Source organism: Bradyrhizobium sp. cf659, from assembly GCF_900113725.1.
Lineage (GTDB): Bacteria > Pseudomonadota > Alphaproteobacteria > Rhizobiales > Xanthobacteraceae > Bradyrhizobium.
The window spans coordinates 195,321-216,557 of sequence record NZ_FOQJ01000001.1 but is presented as its reverse complement, the minus strand read 5'-3'; the positions used below and the strand labels follow the sequence as shown (position 1 = coordinate 216,557).

17 protein-coding genes are annotated in these 21,237 nt (G+C 66.1%); 4 read left to right on the top strand and 13 right to left on the bottom strand.

The genetic code is table 11. The features are described 5' to 3' along the window. The 11 genes from BM118_RS01060 to BM118_RS01010 all read right to left on the bottom strand — a co-directional run bounded on the left by BM118_RS01060 (position 1) and on the right by BM118_RS01010 (position 14,877). Positions 1–843, bottom strand: coding sequence for a phosphatidate cytidylyltransferase (locus BM118_RS01060; protein WP_092181056.1), 843 nt, complete (start codon positions 841–843; stop codon positions 1–3). After that, positions 840–1,598: an isoprenyl transferase gene (locus BM118_RS01055; RefSeq protein WP_092181053.1), complete on the bottom strand. Its 759-nt coding sequence runs from the start codon at positions 1,596–1,598 to the stop codon at positions 840–842. Before BM118_RS01055 ends, BM118_RS01060 begins: the two co-directional genes overlap by 4 nt. A 10-nt stretch (positions 1,599–1,608) precedes the next feature. Further along, a complete protein-coding gene (gene frr, locus BM118_RS01050; protein ID WP_092181050.1) occupies positions 1,609–2,172 on the bottom strand; it encodes a ribosome recycling factor in 564 nt (187 codons plus the stop codon). Positions 2,173–2,240: 68 nt separating this feature from the next. Beyond that, complete coding sequence (pyrH, locus tag BM118_RS01045) at positions 2,241–2,957, bottom strand: UMP kinase (RefSeq protein WP_027545778.1); 717 nt, start codon at positions 2,955–2,957, stop codon at positions 2,241–2,243. 58 nt (positions 2,958–3,015) lie between these two features. Continuing rightward, positions 3,016–3,939: a translation elongation factor Ts gene (tsf, locus tag BM118_RS01040; protein WP_092181047.1), complete on the bottom strand. Its 924-nt coding sequence runs from the start codon at positions 3,937–3,939 to the stop codon at positions 3,016–3,018. A 133-nt stretch (positions 3,940–4,072) separates the two neighbouring features. Beyond that, a complete protein-coding gene (locus BM118_RS01035) occupies positions 4,073–5,068 on the bottom strand; it encodes a 30S ribosomal protein S2 (protein WP_092181044.1) in 996 nt (331 codons plus the stop codon). Positions 5,069–5,324: 256 nt separating this feature from the next. Continuing rightward, entirely contained in the window at positions 5,325–7,847 is a 2,523-nt protein-coding gene (locus BM118_RS01030; protein ID WP_092181041.1) for a caspase family protein, read from the bottom strand. Between the two features lie 220 nt (positions 7,848–8,067). Beyond that, positions 8,068–8,808, bottom strand: a complete 741-nt coding sequence (locus tag BM118_RS01025; RefSeq protein WP_092181038.1) for a carbonic anhydrase — start codon at positions 8,806–8,808, stop codon at positions 8,068–8,070. Between the two features lie 127 nt (positions 8,809–8,935). Then, positions 8,936–12,439 carry a DNA polymerase III subunit alpha gene (dnaE, locus tag BM118_RS01020; RefSeq protein WP_092181034.1) on the bottom strand — a complete coding sequence of 1,168 codons (3,504 nt, stop codon included), beginning with the start codon at positions 12,437–12,439 and terminating at the stop codon, positions 8,936–8,938. 507 nt (positions 12,440–12,946) lie between these two features. Further along, the gene (locus BM118_RS01015; RefSeq protein ID WP_092181032.1) at positions 12,947–13,669 is read right to left on the bottom strand and encodes an outer membrane protein; all 723 of its coding nucleotides are present in this window, start codon (positions 13,667–13,669) and stop codon (positions 12,947–12,949) included. Positions 13,670–14,067: 398 nt separating this feature from the next. Beyond that, positions 14,068–14,877 (bottom strand): transglutaminase domain-containing protein, encoded by an 810-nt coding sequence (locus BM118_RS01010; RefSeq protein WP_092181030.1) that lies wholly within the window; start codon positions 14,875–14,877, stop codon positions 14,068–14,070. A gap of 224 nt (positions 14,878–15,101) precedes the next feature. Between BM118_RS01010 and BM118_RS01005 the strand changes: the two genes are divergently transcribed. Beyond that, positions 15,102–16,421, top strand: a complete 1,320-nt coding sequence (locus BM118_RS01005; RefSeq protein ID WP_177233918.1) for an MFS transporter — start codon at positions 15,102–15,104, stop codon at positions 16,419–16,421. A 55-nt stretch (positions 16,422–16,476) separates the two neighbouring features. On the opposite strand, the gene map is transcribed toward BM118_RS01005, so the two are convergent. Further along, positions 16,477–17,226 carry a type I methionyl aminopeptidase gene (map, locus tag BM118_RS01000; protein ID WP_092184163.1) on the bottom strand — a complete coding sequence of 250 codons (750 nt, stop codon included), beginning with the start codon at positions 17,224–17,226 and terminating at the stop codon, positions 16,477–16,479. A 218-nt stretch (positions 17,227–17,444) separates the two neighbouring features. Between map and BM118_RS00995 the strand changes: the two genes are divergently transcribed. From BM118_RS00995 to BM118_RS00985, 3 genes are all read left to right on the top strand, one after another. Beyond that, the gene (locus BM118_RS00995; protein WP_092181026.1) at positions 17,445–18,701 is read left to right on the top strand and encodes a hypothetical protein; all 1,257 of its coding nucleotides are present in this window, start codon (positions 17,445–17,447) and stop codon (positions 18,699–18,701) included. 146 nt (positions 18,702–18,847) lie between these two features. Then, positions 18,848–19,444 (top strand): TetR/AcrR family transcriptional regulator, encoded by a 597-nt coding sequence (locus BM118_RS00990; protein ID WP_092181023.1) that lies wholly within the window; start codon positions 18,848–18,850, stop codon positions 19,442–19,444. A 74-nt stretch (positions 19,445–19,518) separates the two neighbouring features. Continuing rightward, positions 19,519–20,379 (top strand): DMT family transporter, encoded by an 861-nt coding sequence (locus BM118_RS00985; RefSeq protein WP_092181020.1) that lies wholly within the window; start codon positions 19,519–19,521, stop codon positions 20,377–20,379. A 23-nt stretch (positions 20,380–20,402) separates the two neighbouring features. Here the strand turns inward: BM118_RS00985 and BM118_RS00980 are convergent, their stop codons facing one another. Further along, positions 20,403–21,191, bottom strand: a complete 789-nt coding sequence (locus tag BM118_RS00980) for a helix-turn-helix transcriptional regulator (RefSeq protein ID WP_092181017.1) — start codon at positions 21,189–21,191, stop codon at positions 20,403–20,405. Positions 21,192–21,237 lie beyond the last annotated feature (46 nt).

The following is a 21,237-nucleotide window of genomic DNA, read 5'->3' as shown; positions in this document are numbered from 1 at the left end:
TCACCAAACCACAAGACCGCTTCCGGCGCTATGCACACCATGGCGGAGAAAGCCGATAATCCATGCCGCCAGGATGGCGGCGACAAAGCCGTCCAGACGATCCAGTAGACCGCCATGGCCGGGAATTAAGTGACTGGAATCCTTGACACCGAAGCGCCGCTTCACTGCGGATTCGAGGAGATCGCCGAGTTGCGAGACCACCGACAGGACGGCGCTGACGAGCAGCAATGGAACCGCCTTCCCGAGCCCGCAAGCCGCAAAGCCCGCGGCAACCGCAAGGCTGGCGGCAAAGCCGCCGAGGGCGCCGGCCCAGGTCTTCTTCGGGCTCACGCGCGGCCACAGCTTCGGTCCGCCAATGCTGCGGCCGGCGAAATAGCCGCCGATATCGGTCGCCCAAACCACGAGCAGCACGAACATCAGCGCGGCAAAGCCGTTCACGAGATCCTGCCGTACCAGGATCGAGGCCAGCAGCGCCGCCGATGCATAGGCGAATCCGGAGGCGGCCCAGACGAACTTGCCTCGCGCGATCAGCGTCACGATGGCGCCGCCAACGAGGCCGGTGACGACGGCGGTCTTGAGCGCGCCGAAGGCGACGCAGAAGCCCATGATGGCCAGGACGATCGTTCCGGACGCGGTCAGCGCAACGGACCCCGCGCCCACCACCATCAGCCATTCCGCAAACAGCCCGATCGACACCAGGGTGACGAGGAGCGCCCACAGCCAGCCGCCGGCATAAGCGAGCGCGATGGCAAGCGGCGCCAGCACCAGCGCTGCGAGGACCCGCATCACGAGATTGCTCGGGGCAGGCTTCGAGCCAGCCGGTGCGGTTTCGGGTTCGCTCACGAGGCGGTTTTCGCAACCAGGCCGCCGAAACGGCGCTCGCGCCTGGCAAATTCGGCGATCGCGCCTTCCAGCGCCGCCTTGTCGAAATCGGGCCAGTGGATCGGCACGAAGACGAGCTCGCTATAGGCGGCCTGCCACATCAGGAAGTTGGACAGGCGCTGCTCGCCGCTGGTGCGGATGATGAGATCGGGATCGGGAATATCGGGCGCATCGAGATGCGCGCCAAGCGTCTCGGCGTCGATCGTGGCAGGATCGCGCCTGCCCTCCGCGACCTCGCGCGCGAGCTTCTGCGCAGCTTTTGCGATCTCCTGCCGCGAGCCGTAGTTGAAGGCGACGACGAGCGTCAGGCGCGTGTTGTCGCGCGTCAGTTCCTCGGCCTCGTTCAACAGCGCGCAGATGTCGCTCTCGAGCCCTTCGCGCTCGCCGATGATGCGGACCTTGACGCCGTCGCGATGCAGGCTCGCGAGATCGTTGCGGATGAAGCGCCTCAGCAGGCCGAACAGATCGCCGATCTCGCTCGCCGGGCGCGACCAGTTCTCCGAGCTGAACGAGAAGATGGTGAGATAGCGGATGCCGAGTTCGTGCGAGGCGCGCACCACGCGGCGCAAGGCCTCCACGCCGCGGCGATGACCTTCAGCCCGCGGCAAGCCGCGCGCGGCCGCCCAACGCCCGTTGCCATCCATGATGATGGCGACATGCGCAGGCGCCTCGGACCGGTCGGGTCCTTCCGTTGCGGGCGCGGCGGCGTTGGACATGACGGCAGCCTCAGACGGTGAGGATTTCTTTTTCCTTGGCGCCCAGCAGCTGGTCGATCTCGGCGATCGTGCCGTCGGTCGCCTTCTGCACCTCGTCGGCATGACGCTTCTGATCGTCCTCCGACATCTCGTGATTCTTCTCGAGCTTCTTCAGAACGTCGAGTCCGTCGCGGCGGACGTGACGCGTGGCGACCTTGGCTGCTTCCGCGTATTTGTGCGCGACCTTGACGAGCTCCTTGCGCCGCTCCTCGTTGAGCTCGGGGATGCGCAGGCGCAGCACCTGGCCTTCGGTCGCGGGCGACAGGCCGAGATTGGAATCGACGATCGCCTTCTCCACCGCCTTGACCATCGACTTGTCCCAGACCTGCACCGAGATCAGGCGCGGTTCGGGCACGCTGACGGTGGCGAGCTGGTTCAGCGGCATGTGGCTGCCATAGGCCTCGACCTGCACGGGGTCGAGCATCGATGCGGAGGCGCGGCCGGTGCGCAAGCCGCCGAGCTCGTGCTTGAGGGACTGGACGGCGCCTTGCATGCGGCGCTTCACTTCGTTGAGGTCGAAATTACCCGTGGGCATCACGTTTTCTCCTTCAAAATCCCGGCGACCTCACCGCGCCCTCCCTTCAGGGCGCGCCAGATGAGCCGTCAGCCGGCGACGATGGTACCGTGGCCGATGCCACGTAGAATCGCACCGATCGAACCCGGCTCCGCGATCGAGAACACGATGATAGGCAGCGACGTCTCCCGGGCAAGCGCGAAGGCGGTCGCATCCATCACCTTGTAGCCGCCCTCGATCGCCTGCGAATGCGTCAGCCGGTCGAACCGCGTGGCGGTGGGGTCCTTCTTCGGGTCAGCCGAGTAGACGCCGTCGACATTGGTCGCCTTCAGGACCGCCTGGGCGCCGATCTCGGCGGCGCGCAGCACCGCGGTCGTGTCGGTGGTGAAAAACGGATTGCCGGTTCCGCCGCCGAGCAGCACGATCCGGCCCTCGGCGAGGTATTTGTGCGCCGCAGTCCGGGTGAACAGCTCGGAAATCTCGGGCATGACGAAGGCCGACAGCGTGCGCGCCGGCGTGCCCTTGCGCTCGATCGCCGCTTCCAGCGCGAGGCAGTTCATCATGGTGGCGAGCATGCCCATGGTGTCGCCGGTCGGGCGCGAGACGCCGCGGGAGGACACCTCGACGCCGCGCACGATGTTGCCGCCGCCGATCACGACCGCAACCTCGGTGCCGAGATGGCGGGCGGCGATCAGATCGTCCGCAACCCTGTCGACGGTCGGCTGATCGATGCCAAAACCCTGCTGTCCCGCGAGATATTCGCCGGACAGCTTGATCACGACGCGACGATAGACCGGATCAGTCATGAGCACTTTCCTTGTCCGGGCGCCGCTTCCGGCGGCACGCCGGAAGGAACGTTCCGGCTTACTTCTTGCCGCTGGCCGCAGCGACCTCGGCTGCGAAGTCGCTTTCCTGCTTCTCGATTCCCTCACCGAGAGCATAGCGCACAAAGCCCGCAATCTTCACAGCACCGCCGACCTTGCCTTCGGCTTCCTTCAGCGCCTGCGCCACCGACTTGCCGGTGTCGTGGATGAAGGCCTGCTCGAGCAGGCAGACTTCCTTGTAATAGGTCTTGAGGCCTGACTCGACGATCTTCTCGATCACGTTCTCGGGCTTGCCCTGCTGGCGATATTTGTCGGCGAGCACGTCCTTCTCGCGCTTGACGACCGCCGGATCGAGGCCGGACGGATCGAGCGCCAGCGGGTTGGTGGCGGCGACATGCATCGCGATCTGGCGGCCGAGCGCGGCAAGCTCGTCGGCCTTGCCGGGCGATTCCAGCGCCACGATCACGCCCATCTTGCCGGCGCCGTCGATGACCGCACCGTGGACGTAGTGCGACACCACGCCCTGGCTCACTTCGAGCAAAGCTGCGCGGCGCAGCGTCATGTTCTCGCCGATGGTCGCGATCGCGTCATTGATCGCAGCTTCGATGGTGACGTCACCGACCTTGGCGGCCTTGATCTTCTCGACATCGGCGCCGGCGTCGAATGCGACCTGGGCGATCATCTTGACCAGGCCCTGGAACTGACCGTTGCGCGCGACGAAGTCGGTCTCGGAGTTGACCTCGACCACGACGCCCTTGGTGCCCTTGGTGAGCGCGCCGATCAGGCCCTCAGCCGCGACGCGGCCGGACTTCTTGGCGGCCTTCGACAGGCCCTTCTTGCGCAGCCAGTCCTGCGCCGCCTCCATGTTGCCGTCGTTTTCGGTCAGCGCGGCCTTGCAGTCCATCATGCCCGCGCCGGTCGACTCGCGCAGGTCCTTGACCATCGCAGCAGTGATCGTTGCCATCGTTGAATATCCTTTGTGCCTGCCGGTTTGCCGCGGCGTGGCATCCAATTGCCCCGCCGCGGTCCATCTCAGGAATTCGCGTCAACTGAAATGGTGGCCGGAGTCTATCCGGCCAACCCATCGCTCTTTTTGACTATTCCGCTTCCGCGGTCAGCGCCTTGGCCTTGGCCACCCAGGCATCCGCGCGGCTCGGCAGACCGACTTCTTCGCCGATCGTGTGCGCGGTGTCGTGGTCGAGCTCGGCCAGCTGCCAGAAGTGGAAGATGCCGAGGTCGTTGAACTTCTTCTCGATCGCGCCCGACACGCCCGGGAGCTTCTTGAGGTCGTCGGCGGTGCCGCGGGGACCCGCGAGGCCCTGGAAGCCGCTCGAGGAAGCCGCCGGCAGCTCTTCGGCGAGCGGACGGGTCGACGCACCGATGTCGATGCCCGAATCGCCTTGGGCGCGCGAGATGCCGTCGATCGCCGCACGCGCAATGAGATCGCAGTACAGCGAAATGGCGCGGCCGGCGTCGTCATTGCCCGGCACCACATAGGTGATGCCCTTCGGGTCCGAATTGGTGTCGACGATCGCGGCGACCGGGATGTTGAGGCGCTGGGCCTCCTGGATCGCGATGTCTTCCTTGTTGGTGTCGATCACGAAGATCAGGTCGGGCAGACCGCCCATGTCCTTGATGCCGCCGAGCGAGCGGTCGAGCTTGTCGCGCTCGCGCTGAAGCGTCAGGCGCTCCTTCTTCGTGTACGAATTGGCTTCGCCGCCCGAGAGCACGTCATCGAGATGACGCAGGCGCTTGATCGAGGCCGAGATCGTCTTCCAGTTGGTCAGCGTGCCGCCGAGCCAGCGCGAATTGACGAAATACTGCGCGCAGCGCTTGGCAGCGTCCGCGACGCCGTCCTGCGCCTGGCGCTTGGTGCCGACGAACAGGATGCGGCCGCCCTTGGCCACCGTGTCGCTGACCGCCTGGAGGGCGTGGTGCAGCAACGGCACTGTCTGGGCGAGGTCGACGATGTGGATGTTGTTGCGGGTGCCGAAAATGAACGGAGCCATTTTCGGATTCCAGCGGTGAGACTGGTGACCAAAGTGCACGCCAGCTTCCAAAAGCTGACGCATGGTGAAATCGGGTAGCGCCATCGTTATAATTCTCCGGTTGGTTCCTCCGGAAGCGTGTGAGCAAAACGGAGCGTTGTCGCCCCGGCTGCCACCGGACGGCCTTGTGAGCCATGCTTCCGTGTGAGATGGCGCGCTATATAGCGCGATTTCGGCCAGAAGCAAGGAAATAAGGGCCCATTCGCGGGCGGTTTTCGCCCGCGAGAGGCCCCCTTCCGTAAAGGCCGCGCCACGCCCCAGCGCCGGACCAGCGCCTGACCAGCGCCTGACTAGCGCTTGACTAGCACTTGGGCTGGTTCGGCGGGCACTTCTTGGCTGCCGCCGGCGGCGGGGCCGCGGGACGCGGCGGAGGTGCTGCCGGGCGCGGCGGCGGCGGAGGCGCGACGGCCATCCGCGGTGGCGGCGGCGGTGGCGCCGCCCGAGCCACCGGCGGCGGTGGCGCCGGCCGGGCTACCGGCGGGGGTGGCGCAGGCCGGGCCATTATTGGCGGCGGCGCCGGCCGCGCGACCGCCACCGGCGGAGCGGGTCGTGGCGGCGGAGGTGCAGCCATCCTTGGCGGGGGCGCGGACACCCGCGGCGGCGGCGTGGGCCGCGCCACGGCCTGGGGCGGCGGTGCGGCCGGTCTGGCCGCCTGTGGCGGGGCCGACGGCTGGGTCTGCGGCCTGATCGGCTCACGCGAGGCTGAGGGCGGCGGCACGACCGGCCGTCCCGCGGTGCCCGGATGCGTACCGGGCGCGGGCGCGCCGGGCGGCGGCGAACCGGCCGGCTCGCGCGTCGCGGCCTTGGCACGATCAGCAGGCCCTGTCCCGGGCGGGGTCTGTGCAACCGGCGGCTTCGGCGGTTGGCCGGGCGCAACAGTCGGGTTTGCCGTGGCGGGCGCGGCGGTCGCCGGAGCGGCAGCCGTTGGCGCACCGGGATGCGCCGGCGGCGTTGCACCGGGTAGTGCCGTGGTCGGCACCCCCGGACGCGGCGGCGGTGTCGCGCCTGGTGCGGTCGCCGTCGGTGCGGGCCTGCCGCCCGGCAGAGGCCCTGCCCCGGCCGGCGGCACCGGCGGGCCGCCATGGGCTCCGGGAACCGGCAGCGTGTTGGCCTGAGGCAACCGGGTCTGTGGCGCAGCGGATGGAGCCGCGGTCGGCGCGACATTGGCCGGCGCCACCGGCGGCGTCCCGGGCCTTGCCATCGGCTGGATCGTGGCGCTCGGCGGCATCGGCGCCTTGCCCTGCTGGATCAGGGCGGCACGCTGCGTGACCGCCTGCGGCACGGCTGCACCGGCCGGATTGGCGCGGCCGGCAACCGCCGGCGCGAGATTGCCCGGTCCGGCGCCTGCTCCCACTCCCGCGGCAGGTGCCGGCGGCTGGTTGATCACGGTGTTGATGACCGTGGTGTTGTGGATGTTGGCGTAGATGATGTTGTTCGGCGGCGGCGCGACATAGACCGGCGGCCTGACGAACACCGGGATCGGCACGAACATCGGCTGCGGCAGCACGAACAGGCCGACCACGGGAAGCGGCGGCTCCAGCACGACGAAATCCGGCGGCGGTGGCGGCAGATAATAGACCGGCGGCGGCGGTGGCGGCGCGAAGCCAAAATCGGGATCGCTGAAGTACAGCACGGGACGGTCGACATAGACCACCTCCTCCGGCGGCGGCGGCGGCACGTCATAGTCGATCATCGCGAAGGTCGGCGGCGGCTCGACCGGCGCGGTGAGGATCGCGAGGCGCCGGCGCGCATCGCCCGCATGCGGGCCGCGCGGATAGCGGCGCAGATACGACCAATAGGCCTCCGGCGTGTCGGTGCGATAGGTCCGCCGCCAGGTGATCGCCTCGCGGCGCGCCGCAACGATCGCCATCACGCGCCTGGACATCGGATCGTTCGGATAGGCCGCGAGAAATTCCTCGTAGGCCGGCAGCGTGTCGCGCTCCAGCGCGGCGGCGTAGGCGTCTTGCACACCGAGATCGCGGATCGGCTTGTTGCGGATCGCGGCGATCTGGTCGGCCGAGGCCTCCGGCGGCGGCGCGTCGGGCCCGCGATCGAAGAACGAGAATGGCGCCGATATCTTCTGCTCGTTCCAGGGCACCTGCGCACCCTTGGAGGCCTCGTTGACGCGCAGCCGGACGCGATCGAACACCTCAGGCAGCGGCAGGCCGCCGGTGCGAATCATCTCGGCCAGCGACTGCGCATAGATGCCGTAGGGCCCCGGCTCCTGTGGCGCCACCGTGCCGGGCGCGGCGTTGAAGGCGATCAGCATGTTCGGATCGGGCTCGACCAGCGCCAGTCCGCTCGCGATCGGCTGGCCGCCCTCGATGAAGGGCTGCGCGCGGGCTGCGTCGAGCACGACGATGTTGGCCTTCAGTGGAATCGAAGCGAGCTGACGCGCATAGTCGCTGATGCGCAGGGCCTCGGTCGGGATGTCGGTGTCGCGGGTGATGTTGGAATCGACCGGGATGAAATAGTTCTCGCCGGCAAGCTGCACGCCGTAGCCGGCAAGATAAATCATCGCGACGGTGCCGGGGCCGGAGGCCTGCGCCTTCTGGATGAAATCGCGAAAGCTCTTGCGCAGCGTGTCGCCGTCGAGATCGCGCGCGCCGACCACGTCGAAGCCCGCCGCCTGCAGCGTCTGCGCGATCAGGCCGGCATCGTTCGCGGTCGTCGCCAGCGGCGACTTGGCATAGGCGCCGTTGCCGACCACGAGCGCGATGCGCTTTTCCTGCTGCTGCGCGCGCGCCGGACCGGGCATCGCACCCGCAGTCACCAGCAGGATTGGCAAAAGAAGGCTTATGAAAGCTCTGTATGTCCCGCGCATCGCCTGCCTGCCCTAATTGATGAATTGCCACTGCGCATCAGACGCGCGGCCAGCTGAACGGCGCTTGAACGAGAGGCTCGGATTGAGGCGGCGAAATGGCACGCCGAGCACGAGCATGCCCGGGAAGATTCAGGATTATCGCATTTGCAAACAGCTCGGTGACCGGCCTCTGCGGGAAAGAGGCCTGATCACCCGGCCCGGATGCCCCGGGAACCCGTGCTCAGCCCTGGGCAAGCAACTCGACGGTGCCTGTGCGCAATCGATAGATGCCGCCGATCACCTTGACCTTGCCCTGCTCGACTGCCGCATTGAGAATCGGGGCGGCCGATTTCAGCTTGGCGACGTTGTCGATGACATTCTGACGAATGGCGTTGTCGAGCGCATTCCCGCTCTGCTGGGCAGCTGTCTTCACAGCCGGCGCGATCGCGGAAACGAGCGAGGGGATGTGCCCCGGCAGCGGCTTGTCGTCTTTCAGGGACTTGATGGTCGCATCGACGGCGCCGCAATTGTCATGGCCGAGTACCAGGATCAAGGGCGTGCCGAGCACGGCGACCGTGTACTCCATGCTGGCGACGGTTTCATCTCCGGCAAAGTTTCCGGCGACACGGCACACGAAGAGGTCTCCGCGTCCGCTGTCGAAAGCATATTCGGGCGCGATCCGCGAATCGGCGCAGCTCAAAACGGCCGCGTACGGATTTTGCCCCCCGACCAGTGCTTCGCGCTCATGCGTAAAGTCGTGGCGGCGCGAAACGCCCGACACGTAGCGCGCATTGCCCTCCATCAGCCGCTTGAGCGCGGCATCGGGCGACAGCACGTTCTGCGGTTTGGGCGGCGCCTTCGCCTCCTTGGCCAACGCGGTCCCGCCAAACGCCACCCCGAGCGCCGAGGCAGCAAAAAGCATCACGGAGCGCCGCGAAGGAGCAACAGGTTGATGCAGATTTTCGGAGCATTTGTCGCACATGGTTCTCTTCCTTCGCTTCCCGCTGAACCGGATCATCAGGACAACAACTCATAGCTGCGCTCGACAGCCTTCGAAACCACGCACAAGCTTGATAGTTAAGCCTTCGTTTGCGGCGGTGCAGGCAACGTCAGAGCTGCTGCACGTCCACCACGCCCGCCACTGCCTTGATCGCGCCGGCGATCTGCGGCGAGACCTTGAAGCGGCCGGGCAGCTTCATCTCGACCTCAGTCTCGAGGTCGAGCATCATCACCAGCGAGACCTCGCCATCGCCGTTGGAGCGCGGCGCAATTCCCGGGCTGCCGACCTTTGGCGCGGCGCCGTTCGAGGACGCCATCTCGGGGCCGGCGAGACGCTTGGCGATCGATTCCAGCGGCTTGGTGTCGCGCAGGAAGATGCGCAGGCCCTTCTGCGTCTTGGCGGCGGCATCGTCGAGCGGCTCGGCATGCAGCACGCGGGCGCGCACGTCCTCGCCCTGGAGCTCGGCGCCAAGCTGGAGCAGCACGGCGGCGCCCGGCTCGAGCACGTCGCGATATTGCGCAAGGCCCTCGGAGAACAGCACCGCCTCAAAGTGGCCCGTGGGATCAGAGAGCCCCATGATGCCCATCTTGTTGCCGGTCTTGGTGCGCCGCTCCATGCGCGAGACCACGGTCGCCGCGACCTTGCCGGCGGTGGCGCCGGTCTTCACCGCGCGCGAGAACTCGGCCCAGCTCTGCACCCGCAGGCGCTTCAGCACGGTGGCGTAGTCGTCGAGCGGATGGCCGGACAGGAAGAAGCCGATCGCGTCGTATTCGCGGCGCAGCCGCTCGGCCGGCAGCCACGCCTCGATCTGCGGCAGCATGATGGTCGGCGCATCGGCCGCGCTGCCGAACATGTCGTTCTGGCCGATGGTCGCGGCCTCATGCGCGCGCTGGCAGGCGGCGAGGATCGCGTCGGCGCCGGCGAAGACGCGCGCGCGGTTCGGCTCCAGCGTGTCGAAGGCGCCGGCGGCGGCGAGACTCTCGATGATGCGCTTGTTGATCGCACGCGGGTTGACGCGCGCGGCGAAGTCGGCGAGCGAGGTGAAGAGACCGTTCCTGGTGCGCTCCTCGATGATCTGGTCGATCGCCTGAATGCCGACGCCCTTGAGCGCGGCGAGCGCGTAGTAGATGGTCTTTTCTCCGACCTCGAAGGTCGCCCCGGAGCGGTTGATGTTCGGCGGCTCGACCTTGATGCCGAGACGCTGCGCCTCGGAGCGGAATTCGGAAAGCTTGTCGGTGTTGTTGAGATCGAGCGTCATCGACGCCGCGATGAACTCCACCGGATAATGCGCCTTCATGTAGGCGGTGTGGTAGGACACCAGCGCATAGGCCGCCGCGTGGCTCTTGTTGAAGCCGTAGTCGGCGAACTTCGCCAGCAGCTCGAAGATGGTCTCGGCCTGCCCCTTCGGCACGCCGTTCTTCACCGCGCCGGCGACGAAGATGTCGCGCTGCTTGTCCATCTCGGCGCGGATCTTCTTGCCCATGGCGCGGCGCAAGAGGTCGGCGTCGCCGAGCGAATAGCCCGACATCACCTGCGCGATCTGCATCACCTGTTCCTGGTAGATGATGACGCCGAAGGTCTCCTTCAGGATCGGCTCCAGCACGGGATGCAGATATTCCGGCTCCTCGTCGCCGTGCTTGCGCGAGCAGTAGGTCGGGATGTTCGCCATCGGGCCGGGGCGATAGAGCGCGACCAGCGCGATGATGTCCTCGAAACGGTCGGGGCGCATGTCAATCAGCGCGCGCCGCATGCCCTGGCTTTCAACCTGGAACACGCCGACCACATCGCCGCGCGCCAGCATCTGGTAGCTCTCGGCATCGTCGATCGGCAGCGTCGCGAGATCGACATGGATGTTGCGCGGCTTCAGGAGCTTCACCGCGACGTCGAGCACGGTCAGCGTCTTCAGGCCCAGGAAGTCGAACTTGACGAGCCCGGCCGGCTCGACCCATTTCATGTTGAACTGGGTTACCGGCATGTCCGACTTGGGATCGCGGTACATCGGCACGAGTTCGCTTAAGGGACGATCGCCGATCACGATGCCGGCCGCGTGGGTCGAGGCGTGGCGGGTCAGGCCTTCGAGGCGCTGGGCGATGTCGAAGGCGCGCGCCACCACCGGATCCTCGTCGCGGAACGCCTGAAGCTTCGGCTCGCTCTCGATCGCGGCCGCCAACGTCACCGGCGCGGCCGGATTCTGCGGCACCAGCTTGGTCAGCTTGTCGACCTGGCCATAGGGCATTTGCAGCACGCGGCCGACGTCGCGGAGCACGCCGCGCGCCTGCAGGGTACCGAAGGTGATGATCTGCGCGACCTGGTCGCGGCCGTAGCGCTCCTGCACGTACTTGATCACTTCGCCGCGGCGGTCCTGGCAGAAATCGATGTCGAAGTCCGGCATCGAGACGCGCTCGGGATTGAGGAAGCGCTCGAACAGCAGGCCGAACTTGATCGGGTCGAGATCGGTGATGGTCAGCGCCCAGGCAACCAGCGAACCTGCACCCGAGCCGCGGCCCGGCCCGACCGGAATCCCTTGCGACTTCGCCCATTTGATGAAGTCCGACACGATCAGGAAGTAGCCCGCGTACTTCATGCGCATGATGACGTCGAGCTCGAACGCCAGTCGCTTGTCGTAGTCCTCGTCCGTGGTGCCCTGCGACAGGCCATGCACGCGCAGGCGGTTGGCGAGCCCCTCCTCCGCCTGGCGCTTCAGCTCGGCTGCCTCGACCGCGGCCGCATCGGAGCTTGCGGCGGCGCCGACGGTGAAGAACGGCAGGATCGGCTTGCGCGTCATCGGGCGGAACGAGCAGCGCTCGGCGATCTCGACCGTCGAGGCCAGCGCCTCCGGAATGTCCGCGAACAGCACCGCCATCTCGGCGCGGGTCTTGAAGCGGTGATCGGGGGTGAGCTGCACGCGATCGCTCTCGGCGATCAGCCGGCCGCCGGCGATACACAAAAGCGCATCGTGCGCCTCGTAATCGTCGGTCGCGGCGAAATACGGCTCGTTGGTCGCAACCAGCGGCAGGCCCTTGGCATAGGCAATGTCGATCAGCCCGCTTTCGACGCGCCGCTCCTTGTCGATGTTGTGGCGCTGCAGCTCGATGTAGAGCCGGTCCCCGAACAGCGTGGCGAGACGCTCGCAGCGCGCAGCCGCAAGCTCGGCATGGCCGCCGGCAAGCGCCAGCGAGATCGGCCCGTCAGGGCCGCCGGTGAGCGCGATCAGGCCCTCAGTCTCGCCATCGAACCAGTCGAACTTGATGAAGGGCGCGTGGCTGTCGGGCGTTTCCAGGAACGCGCGCGAATTGAGCCGCATCAGGCTGCGATAGCCGCGCTCCTGCGCCGCCAGCAGCACCACGCGCGACGGGCCAATGGCGTTGCGTGCATTGGGATCCTGGTCGGCGAAGTCGATCGCGAGCTCGCAGCCGACGATCGGCTGGATGCCGGAGCCCGCCATCTTGTCGGAGAACTCCAGCGCACCGAACAGATTGTCGGTGTCGGTCAGCGCCAGGGCCGGCTGATGGTCCTTCTTGGCGAGCTCGGCGAGCTTGGCGATCTTGATCGAGCCCTTGAGCAGCGAATAGGCCGAGTGAACGTGAAGGTGGACAAATCCGGCGCTCGGCATGGTCGCGTGACGGCCTCTTGCAGATGAGATGGAGCGGTCGTCGGCCCCAAGGGGATGCCGAGGGGATCATGAGAGCATCCTGCACCCGCGTTCCACCGGCCTTTGCCGACTCGCCGCACCATGGTGGGGCGTCGCTGCCGCAGAGTCCACGCCGGAGCGGCCGATCGGCCGCGTCGTCCCGCTTTTCCCCAAGCGCGCCGAGGGGTTCCCGGGCAACGGTTTTCCAACCCTGCTTCTAGAGCTGCGGAATCACCTGCGCCCAGATTGCGATCATCCCGACGAACAGCGTGATCGATGCCAGTGCGGCGGCTTCTTCCACGAAAATCCTGAACATGGCCTGCTCCCTTGCTGGAACGTATGAAGAACATTGTTCTCATTTCGTTCTCGGAAGTCAAGCCATCTGAGCCGTCCCCAAAAGGAATGGTTAACTCGTTGACTTCAAACAATAAAAAAGCCCCGGCCAACGGCCGGGGCTTTCGACAACCGCTTCTTGCGAAGCGATCGGTATCAGTAGCGGCCGAGGATCGGGCCACCGAACTTGTAGTTCAGGCGGACGAGGCCCATGTCGACGTCCTGCTTGGTGTGGACCGCCAGGACACCGAGGCCGCCGGTCAGGTTCTGATCCTTGCCGCCCAGGAAGATGTGGTCGTACTCGACGCCAACCGACCAGTTCGGAGCGAAGCCGTACTCGAGGCCTGCGCCGACCGTGCCGCCCCAACGGGTGTCGTTGGCCGAAGCAAGCGACACGCCGGCGAGAGAGGCGTCGTACTTGGTGCCGACCACAGCCGCGCCGCCCTTCACGTAGACCAGCACGTTGTTCCAGGCGTAGCCGACCTGACCGGTGATCAGACCGAACGAATCGATCTTGGTGTTGTTGGTGAAGCCGGAGATCGCACCGACGTGGCTGCCGGAGAAGTCAGCCCAGTTGCCCTGGCCTTCCACGCCGAACACCCACTGGCCGGACTGCCAGCGATAGCCGATCTGACCACCGACCGTGCCGCCGGTCGCATCGTGCGAACCGTCGCGGCCGAAGCCGACCAGATCCCAGGTCGCGTGCGACGAACCGCCGCCGCCGTTGATGCCGATGTAGAAGCCGCTCCAGTCGTAGATCGCGGCGACCATCGCAGGCGCCTTCGTGTACGGCCGAGCCGCGAGATCAGCAGCCAGCGCCGGTGCAGCCGCGCTCAGCGCGACGAGGCTCACAGCAGCAAGCAACAAATTCTTCTTCATTTGAATCCCGTTCCAGTTTCGTCGTTAGGCCCCCGGGCCGTGGCGTCGTCATATCAGCGATCGACGGAATTGCTGTAACCTCGACGCAACAGTTCGCTCCAAAGGGCCGCGCTTCATTAATGAAGATTTATCAGAGCGCGCTGGAAACCCTTTGAAACAAGAGTCTTCAGCGATTCCAATGTCGCCGGCACGAGACGCACAGCGGACGCGCGTAACATCGCCGCGCGCACATTCGCGTGATTGGAGATTCGAGATGCGTGCATTATTCGCTCTCCCCATTGTCGCCACATTTTCGCTCGCAATCGCCACATTCACGCTCGCGCTCAGCGCAAGCACACCGGCGCGCGCGTTCGGAACAGGCTGCAAGCCATCGCAGCCCGGCACGGGTCTCGAACGATCTAGTGCCAGGGTGGCGCGCTTAGCGATGGCGCGATCGCACCCGCCTCACCGCGCTGCGCGATACCATCATATTGCGACAGAGCTGCATCGTCCAACACGCGATGTGGTTCGCGCGCGGCGCGCCACGTATCCCATGCCGAGGTCTCGATCTTGGCGAGCGCGAGCAGATCGCGCACGAGGTTGACGCGCGCAAAGAACAGGCCGGTCGTCGTTCCGTGGCCAAGCTGCGCAGGATCGATGGCGCCGGTCCGGCATAGCTTCCATACCTCGATACCGGTGATGAACTCCGTACGAGGCACATCAACTGGTTCGAAATCGAACTTGAGCAGACTGCGGTGCAGCTCGTCGAGTTCGGCATCGACCAGGATCCAGCGTTGCTCGTCCCGGGACCAATACTCGCACACCCAATGGTCGTGATAGGGATGCCCGGTAAAATACCTGCCGAAACCGCAGCGTATGCGGGCCGGCACGCGATGATGCCGCAGGACGGCGCACGACATCAGTGAAAAATCCCGGCACGTCGCCAATACCCTCGACGGGCCCGGCCGGGCGATGGTCAGCGGTCTCGGGTCGATCGCCAGAATCTGCTTCAGGCGCTGGGCCACAGGCAAGGTGGTGCGGCTTTGACCGGCGAACGCAGCGACGTCCAATCCCTGCCTCTCGATCCATGCTTCGTGGATCAGGAGGCCCTGCAAGGTGCGACATAGCACCGGCAAATCCAGCGGCAGGCCGCCGATCACAGCGGCGTAAGCTCCGGGATCGGTGAGCGCGCTATGGCTGGCGTAGTTGGGAGTCGCGAATTCAGTCATCGGGACATATCGGCAAGGGCGAGCAAATCATATCAGGCCCTTGTCGCCCTGCACACACTCCCGCCATCGCCACCCGCAAATCGGGACGCTGATATGCGGCCAGCCTTGCATCGCGGCTCCGGTGTTGACGCAGGCTGATCCCGCTTTAAGTACGGCAGACAAATCTTGCAGGGGTGGCGACGTTCGCTGGGCTGGTTCCCCTTGACGCCACCAATGCAGGACACATGTCGATATCGCCTCAAGCGACCTCGCCCCGCGCGACCACGGCCTCCGCGCCCCCTCACCTCGCCATCGTCCTGTTCTCGCTCGCGATGGGCGGCTTTGCGATCGGAACCACCGAATTCGCATCGATGAGCCTGCTGCCGTTCTTCGCCGCCGACCTTCATGTCGACGAGCCGACCGCGGGCCATGCGATCAGTGCCTACGCGCTCGGCGTCGTGCTGGGCGCGCCGCTGATCGCCGTGCTTGGCGCGCGTTTCGCCCGGCGCACGCAGCTCCTGGTCCTGATGGCCGTGTTTGCGCTCGGCAACGCGCTCACCGCGCTTGCGCCGGGCTTTGGCCCGATGATCGCGGCCCGTTTTCTCTCGGGATTGCCGCATGGCGCCTATTTCGGCATCGCCGCGCTGGTCGCGGCCTCGCTCGTTCCTCAACATCGCCGCTCGCGGGCGATCGGCCAGGTGATGCTCGGCCTGACCAGCGCCACCATCATCGGCGTGCCGCTCGCCAATCTGATTGGCCAGGCGGTCGGCTGGCGCGCGAGCTTCGGTCTCGTGTCGGTGCTGGCGCTGCTCACGGTTCTGCTGTGTGCCCTGTTCGCGCCGCGCGATCAGGCTGGCCAGTCGGATCCGCTGCGAGAGCTCGGCGCTTTGAAGAGCGGCCGCGTCTGGATCACGCTCGCGATCGGCGCGATCGGCTTTGGCGGCATGTTCGCTGTCTACACCTATCTGGCGACGACGCTGATCGAGGTCACCAAGGTGAGCACCGCGGTCATCCCGTTCTTTCTGGCCGTGTTCGGCGTCGGCGCCACGCTCGGCAATCTGTTCGTGCCGCGCTTTGCGGACCGGGCGTTGATGCCGACGGCGGGCATCATCCTGCTGTTTGCTGCGGTCGCGCTCTTGCTGTTTCCGCTCGCCGCCGGCAATCCCTGGCTGCTTGCGGCAGACATCTTCGCCATCGGTGCCAGTGTCTCGCTTGGCGCCATCCTCCAGACCCGCCTCATGGACGTCGCGGGCGACGCCCAGGCGCTCGCCGCCGCGCTGAACCATTCGGCGTTCAACACCGCCAACGCGCTCGGCCCGTTCCTCGGCGGCCTCGCCATTCGCGAGGGGCTGGGCTGGACCTCCACCGGCCCCGTCGGCGCTGCGCTCGCGCTTGCGGGTTTCCTGATCTGGATCGTCGCCTCTCGCGACGCCGGATCTGCGCCGGTCAAGGTCACCTCAGGACTCGACGCTGCTCCGCTGAAGAGCGCTGCCGCGAGACCGGCGCCGCCGCTGGCGCCGGATGACCGGGGCCGTTCGGCTTATCGCAAGGATCCGGTGGCATGACGCCACCTCTTGCCGGGCGACGCTGAGACGTCTCGGGCTCTGGCCAGGGCGGCCCTTAACCGGCCATCGTAACGATCAACGGTCCGTGTCGGGTGGCGACAACGGTGTGTTCGTACTGCACGGTCGGCGCCTCGGGACTGCTGTAGAGCGTCCACGGATCATCACCATTCTCCGCCCACTCGGCGGCAAAGGACAGGAATGGCTCGACGGTGAACACAAGGCCGTCGCTCATGATGCGGCGTTCGGAGGAATCGGGCCATGTTGCGATCTCTGTCGGCTCCTCGTGGAGCGAACGGCCAACACCGTGACTGGCGAGGTTCCTGACGAGGCTGTAGCCGTTTTTCCGCGCAAAGGTCCCGATGGCTTTGCCGATGCCGGCGATCGGCTTGCCGGCGCCGACCTGCTGCAGGCCCGTCCACATCGCCCGCCGGCCATCCCTGCAAAGGCGTTCTATCCTGCGGGTTACGGGTGGAACGGCAAACGAGGCGCCGGTATCCGCAAACAAGCCGTTCTTCTCGGCTGAAACGTCGATGTTGACGAGGTCGCCACGCGCGATCCGCCGATCACCCGGGATGCCGTGCGCGATCTCCTCGTTCACGCTGATGCAGGTCGCCCCCGGGAAGGCATAGGCCAGCTCCGGAGCCGAACGTGCGCCGGCAGTCTCCAGGAATTTTCGTCCGATCTGGTCCAGCTCCGAGGTCGTCATGCCCGGTTCGAGCGCCTTCCCCATCGCCTCGAGGGTATTGGCGACGATGCGCCCGATCTCCTTCAGGCGGGTGAGGTCGTTGTCATCGGAGATTGTCATGTCGGGCGCTCTCGAAAGCCCGGACATAGCGGTTGCGAACTCGACTTGCAAACGCGAGAGCGCGCGCGAATTCGCAAAAGCTCGCTCATGGGGCCGGATGAGGTTTCGTTCGTGAATGCGGAATAATCGGCGCTCCGACACGCCACCAAAGGTTGTGACCTCGCCGATCTTCATATAGCTTTCGCTTCTGTTTTCGCCCCGCGTGGTCCCGTCAGTTCATGCTCGCCCGTATTCTGCTCCTCGTGACCTTGCTGTCGATCCCCGGCGCATTGCGTGCAGAAGGAGCGCCGGCCGAGAAGGCCGGATTTGCATCCAGGCTGACGATCTATCTGGCCAAGGGAGCGCCCGACGCGTGCGGGCCGGGTTGCGACCGCTGGATTGCCATCGAGGGCCAGATCGATCAGGACGCGGGGCCGCGCATTCGCCGCTTCCTCGCCGGCGTCAAGGACACGCAGCGTCCGATCTACCTTCATTCGCCCGGCGGCAACGTGGAGCAGTCCTACGTCATCGGGCGGTTGCTGCGCAGCCGCACGGCAGTCGCCCGAGTTGGCCGCACCATTGTGACAGCGTGCGCCGAGGGCGCGCAGGTGGACGCCGCATGCCTGAAGGTGAAGAACGCAGGCGGCGAGATCGAGGCCGAGCTCACCACCCGCAATGCGATGTGCAACTCGGCCTGCGGTTACCTGTTTCTCGGGGCGACCTCCCGCGAGGTGGCGCCCGACGCGGCGCTGGCGGTCCATAATTCCAGGCTGGTCCTCCTCTTTCGCGGTCATCCGCCTCCGGAGGTGATCGCGGAGGCCCGGCGGCGTCGAACAGCGACCGCCGACCGCGACCGCGCCGCCTTCATCGCGGCGATGGGCATCAGCCGCGAGCTCGATGCTCTCATCCGGACCGTGAAGTTCGAGAACCTGCACGTGCTGACGCGCCCCGAGCTCTATCGTTTCGGAATCGACACGCGACCGCTGGCCGAGACGACGTGGAAACTGGAGAAGGAAGCGCGCCCGTTTGTCCGCAAGATCGCGGTATTGAAGAAGGAGAACGGCGCTTCGTTCCGGATGATGGAGTGGCGCCTGTCTTGCGAAAGCAGGAAACGCGTGCCGCTGACGTTCGCGGGCGAAATCGACGAGGCCGTCACCGGCAAGAGCACGATCCTGGTGACGGCGGACGCCGACACGGACAAGGCGACCGGAGGAGCTCCACTACGCGCCGGCAAGGTCGAGGTCTGGCGCGGCAGCATCGCCCCCGACATGGTCAAGGCGATCCTGGCGTCCCGCTCGCTGCATGTCCGGGAAACCATTTCGATGCCGGACGACAAGACGGACATGACGAAATTCGACATCGACTTGACGGGCCTGGCGTCGGTGTGGACGCAGCTCAAATCATCTTGCGCTCTGTCGACGCTCAACCCGATAAGCCCTTGGCCAGCCACGCTGCCGAACGCCAGCACACCGCCCCCGGCCACGCCGGCACCGTAAGCGGCGGTTTAGCGGGCTAAGACGGGTTCAATCGCCTTCGAGCGTTCAATCTCACCAGCTAAAAGGCAACCGGCTTCAACGAACTCTGGGCCTTGCGATTTAAAGACCAATTGGTCTATATATTGGCAATGAGCTGCCAAGCCCCGATGCGATTGCCCCGCGGTCGCCCCCGCAGTTTCGACGTGGAAGCCGCGGTCGCGCGCGCGATGGATGTGTTCTGGTCGCGCGGCTATCACGGCACGGCGCTCCCCGACCTTCTTCGTGCGACGAAGCTTTCACGTGGCAGCCTTTACGCCGCTTTCGGTGACAAGCACTCGCTGTTCTTGCGTGCGCTTGATCGCTACATTGCCGATGCTCTGACACGGATGGATTTCGAGCTCGCCCCCCGCAGAGAGCCGGTCGACGGCCTGCGGACCTTCCTTGCCGGCTATGTCGACCGCACGAGCGGTGCCAATGGCCGCCGCGGATGCTTGCTCGTCGCCACAGCCATGGAACTGGCCGGCCAGGACGCCGAAGTCGGTCGGCGCGTCACGAGCTTTTTCAAGGCCATGGAGGCCAGGGTGGCCGATGCCCTTTCGCGTGCGAGGGCGGCGGGCAAGCTGGCCGACGGTGTCGAGCCTTCTAGCGCCGCCCGCATTCTCGTCTGTTTCGTCGAGGGGCTGCGCGTGGTCGGCAAGACGGCGCCGGCACGGATGACGTCGCAGGCCACCGCTGACGCTCTGCTCGACCGCTTCATCAGGTGAACAACCCATGCCGCGCCTTCCGCCATTGTCGCGCGCCGATATTTGGACCGATCGGTCTTGCAAGGAAGGATGCCGTGTCTGCCATCCAGATCGTCTGCGCGGTCACCGTTCCCCTGCTCTGGGGTTACCAGTTCGTGGCCATCAAGGTGGGCGTGACGGAGTTTCCGCCGCTCTTCTTCCTCGCGCTGCGCTTCCTGGCCATCGCGCTGCTGCTCGTTCCGTTCGTCAAGAGGCCCACGCGTCAACAGATCGGCCCCGTCGCAGCCATTTCGATTTTCCTTGGCGGACTGAATTTCGGGCTCTTCTATGTTGGCCTTGGGCTCGGCTCGGGAAGCATGTCGGCGGTCGCCTATCAGCTCGCCACGCCCTTCACCGTGCTGTTGGCCTGGCCGCTGCTCGCGGAGAGGCCGTCTGCCACCACGTCTGCCGGTGTGGCGCTTGCATTCGTCGGCGTGGTCGTGCTGGCGGCGGAGCCCGGCCCGGCGGCAAACGCGCTTCCGCTGTTGCTCGTGGTCGGTGCAGCCTTCGCCTTCGCGGTGTCCAACGTCCTGACGAAACGCTACGGCCCTTTCGATCCCCTGATGTTGATGGGATGGTCGTCGCTGTTCACGGTGCCGCAGGTCATGGTGATGTCGCTGCTCCTTGAATATGGACAGTTGGCGAGCCTCGTCACGGCGGATGAACGCGGCTGGCTGGCCCTCGCCTACACAATCTTCATCGGAGGAATTGTCGGATTTGGCCTCTGGTTCTGGCTGATCGCCCGCTGCTCCATGGGCCGCGTCGCCCCCTTCGGTCTGCTACTTCCGGTGTTCGCGTTGCTTTCGAGCGTGTTGTTCCTTGGCGACCGCATAACCCCGAAGTTGATCGTCGGTGGGCTGCTCGCGATCTCCGGCGTCGCCATGACACAAATCAGACCGAGCGTTCGAGCCACCTAAACCCCGGAAGCCAACGCTCGGCCTCACGAGCTGCCGCCCCTGACCGGCGTGTAGATCACGAGCTTCAGCGCGGGATCGTCATTGGCCTGGAAACTGGTGTGCTCGAAATGCAGCACGCCGAGGGTCGGATGCGACATGGTCTTCAGGCCCGACGACGTGCTGCGGATCTCGTGGGCTTCCCACCATTTGACGAATTCCGGGCTGCCCTGCCGTAACCGCGTGAGCAGCTCGGCGAAGGCGGGATCGCCGGCCCACACGTCGTGGGTGGCCCGGAACATCGCGACCATGCGCTTGGCCACGTCCGCCCAGCCCGCGCCGTAAGCCTTTCGAGTCTGCTTGTTGGTCATCACGAGGAGCAGCGTATTGCGATCCTCCTCAGGCAATCGCCCGAACGCAAACACCTGCTCCGCGGCGGCGTTCCAGGCCAGCACGTCCCAGCGCCGTCCGACAATGTAGGCCGGCTGATTCAGGCTCTCGATCATCCGCAGGATCGGCGGCGGTACGATTTCGCGCGTGAAGGCGCGCTTGTCGCCGTCGCGCGCCAGCGCCTTCAGATGCGCGTGCTCGGTCTTGCTGAGACGCAGCGCGCGGGCCAGCGCGTCGACGGTGGTCACCGACGGGCTGACGGTACGGCCCTGCTCGAGGCGAATGTACCAATCGACACCGATGCCGGGGAGCTGGGCGACCTCCTCGCGGCGCAGACCCGCGGTGCGCCGCCGGAGCCCTGCCGGAAGCCCGACGGTCTTCGGCGACAGCTTTTCGCGGCGGGACCTCAGGAAGTCGCCGAATTCGACGCGGCGTGGGTCGGCCATGATGTCGCTCCCGCGATGGAGGGTCTAGGAAATACTAGGATAATAC

Excerpts from the sequence above, each read along its gene's own strand:
- BM118_RS01055 (WP_092181053.1), bottom strand. The coding sequence starts at position 1,598 with ATGTCCAACGCCGCCGCGCCCGCAACGGAAGGACCCGACCGGTCCGAG.
- frr (WP_092181050.1), bottom strand. The coding sequence starts at position 2,172 with ATGCCCACGGGTAATTTCGACCTCAACGAAGTGAAGCGCCGCATGCAA.
- pyrH (WP_027545778.1), bottom strand. The coding sequence starts at position 2,957 with ATGACTGATCCGGTCTATCGTCGCGTCGTGATCAAGCTGTCCGGCGAA.
- tsf (WP_092181047.1), bottom strand. The coding sequence starts at position 3,939 with ATGGCAACGATCACTGCTGCGATGGTCAAGGACCTGCGCGAGTCGACC.
- BM118_RS01035 (WP_092181044.1), bottom strand. The coding sequence starts at position 5,068 with ATGGCGCTACCCGATTTCACCATGCGTCAGCTTTTGGAAGCTGGCGTG.
- BM118_RS01030 (WP_092181041.1), bottom strand. The coding sequence starts at position 7,847 with ATGCGCGGGACATACAGAGCTTTCATAAGCCTTCTTTTGCCAATCCTG.
- BM118_RS01025 (WP_092181038.1), bottom strand. The coding sequence starts at position 8,808 with ATGTGCGACAAATGCTCCGAAAATCTGCATCAACCTGTTGCTCCTTCG.
- dnaE (WP_092181034.1), bottom strand. The coding sequence starts at position 12,439 with ATGCCGAGCGCCGGATTTGTCCACCTTCACGTTCACTCGGCCTATTCG.
- BM118_RS01015 (WP_092181032.1), bottom strand. The coding sequence starts at position 13,669 with ATGAAGAAGAATTTGTTGCTTGCTGCTGTGAGCCTCGTCGCGCTGAGC.
- BM118_RS01010 (WP_092181030.1), bottom strand. The coding sequence starts at position 14,877 with ATGACTGAATTCGCGACTCCCAACTACGCCAGCCATAGCGCGCTCACC.
- BM118_RS01005 (WP_177233918.1), top strand. The coding sequence starts at position 15,102 with ATGTCGATATCGCCTCAAGCGACCTCGCCCCGCGCGACCACGGCCTCC.
- map (WP_092184163.1), bottom strand. The coding sequence starts at position 17,226 with ATGACAATCTCCGATGACAACGACCTCACCCGCCTGAAGGAGATCGGG.
- BM118_RS00995 (WP_092181026.1), top strand. The coding sequence starts at position 17,445 with ATGCTCGCCCGTATTCTGCTCCTCGTGACCTTGCTGTCGATCCCCGGC.
- BM118_RS00990 (WP_092181023.1), top strand. The coding sequence starts at position 18,848 with ATGCGATTGCCCCGCGGTCGCCCCCGCAGTTTCGACGTGGAAGCCGCG.
- BM118_RS00980 (WP_092181017.1), bottom strand. The coding sequence starts at position 21,191 with ATGGCCGACCCACGCCGCGTCGAATTCGGCGACTTCCTGAGGTCCCGC.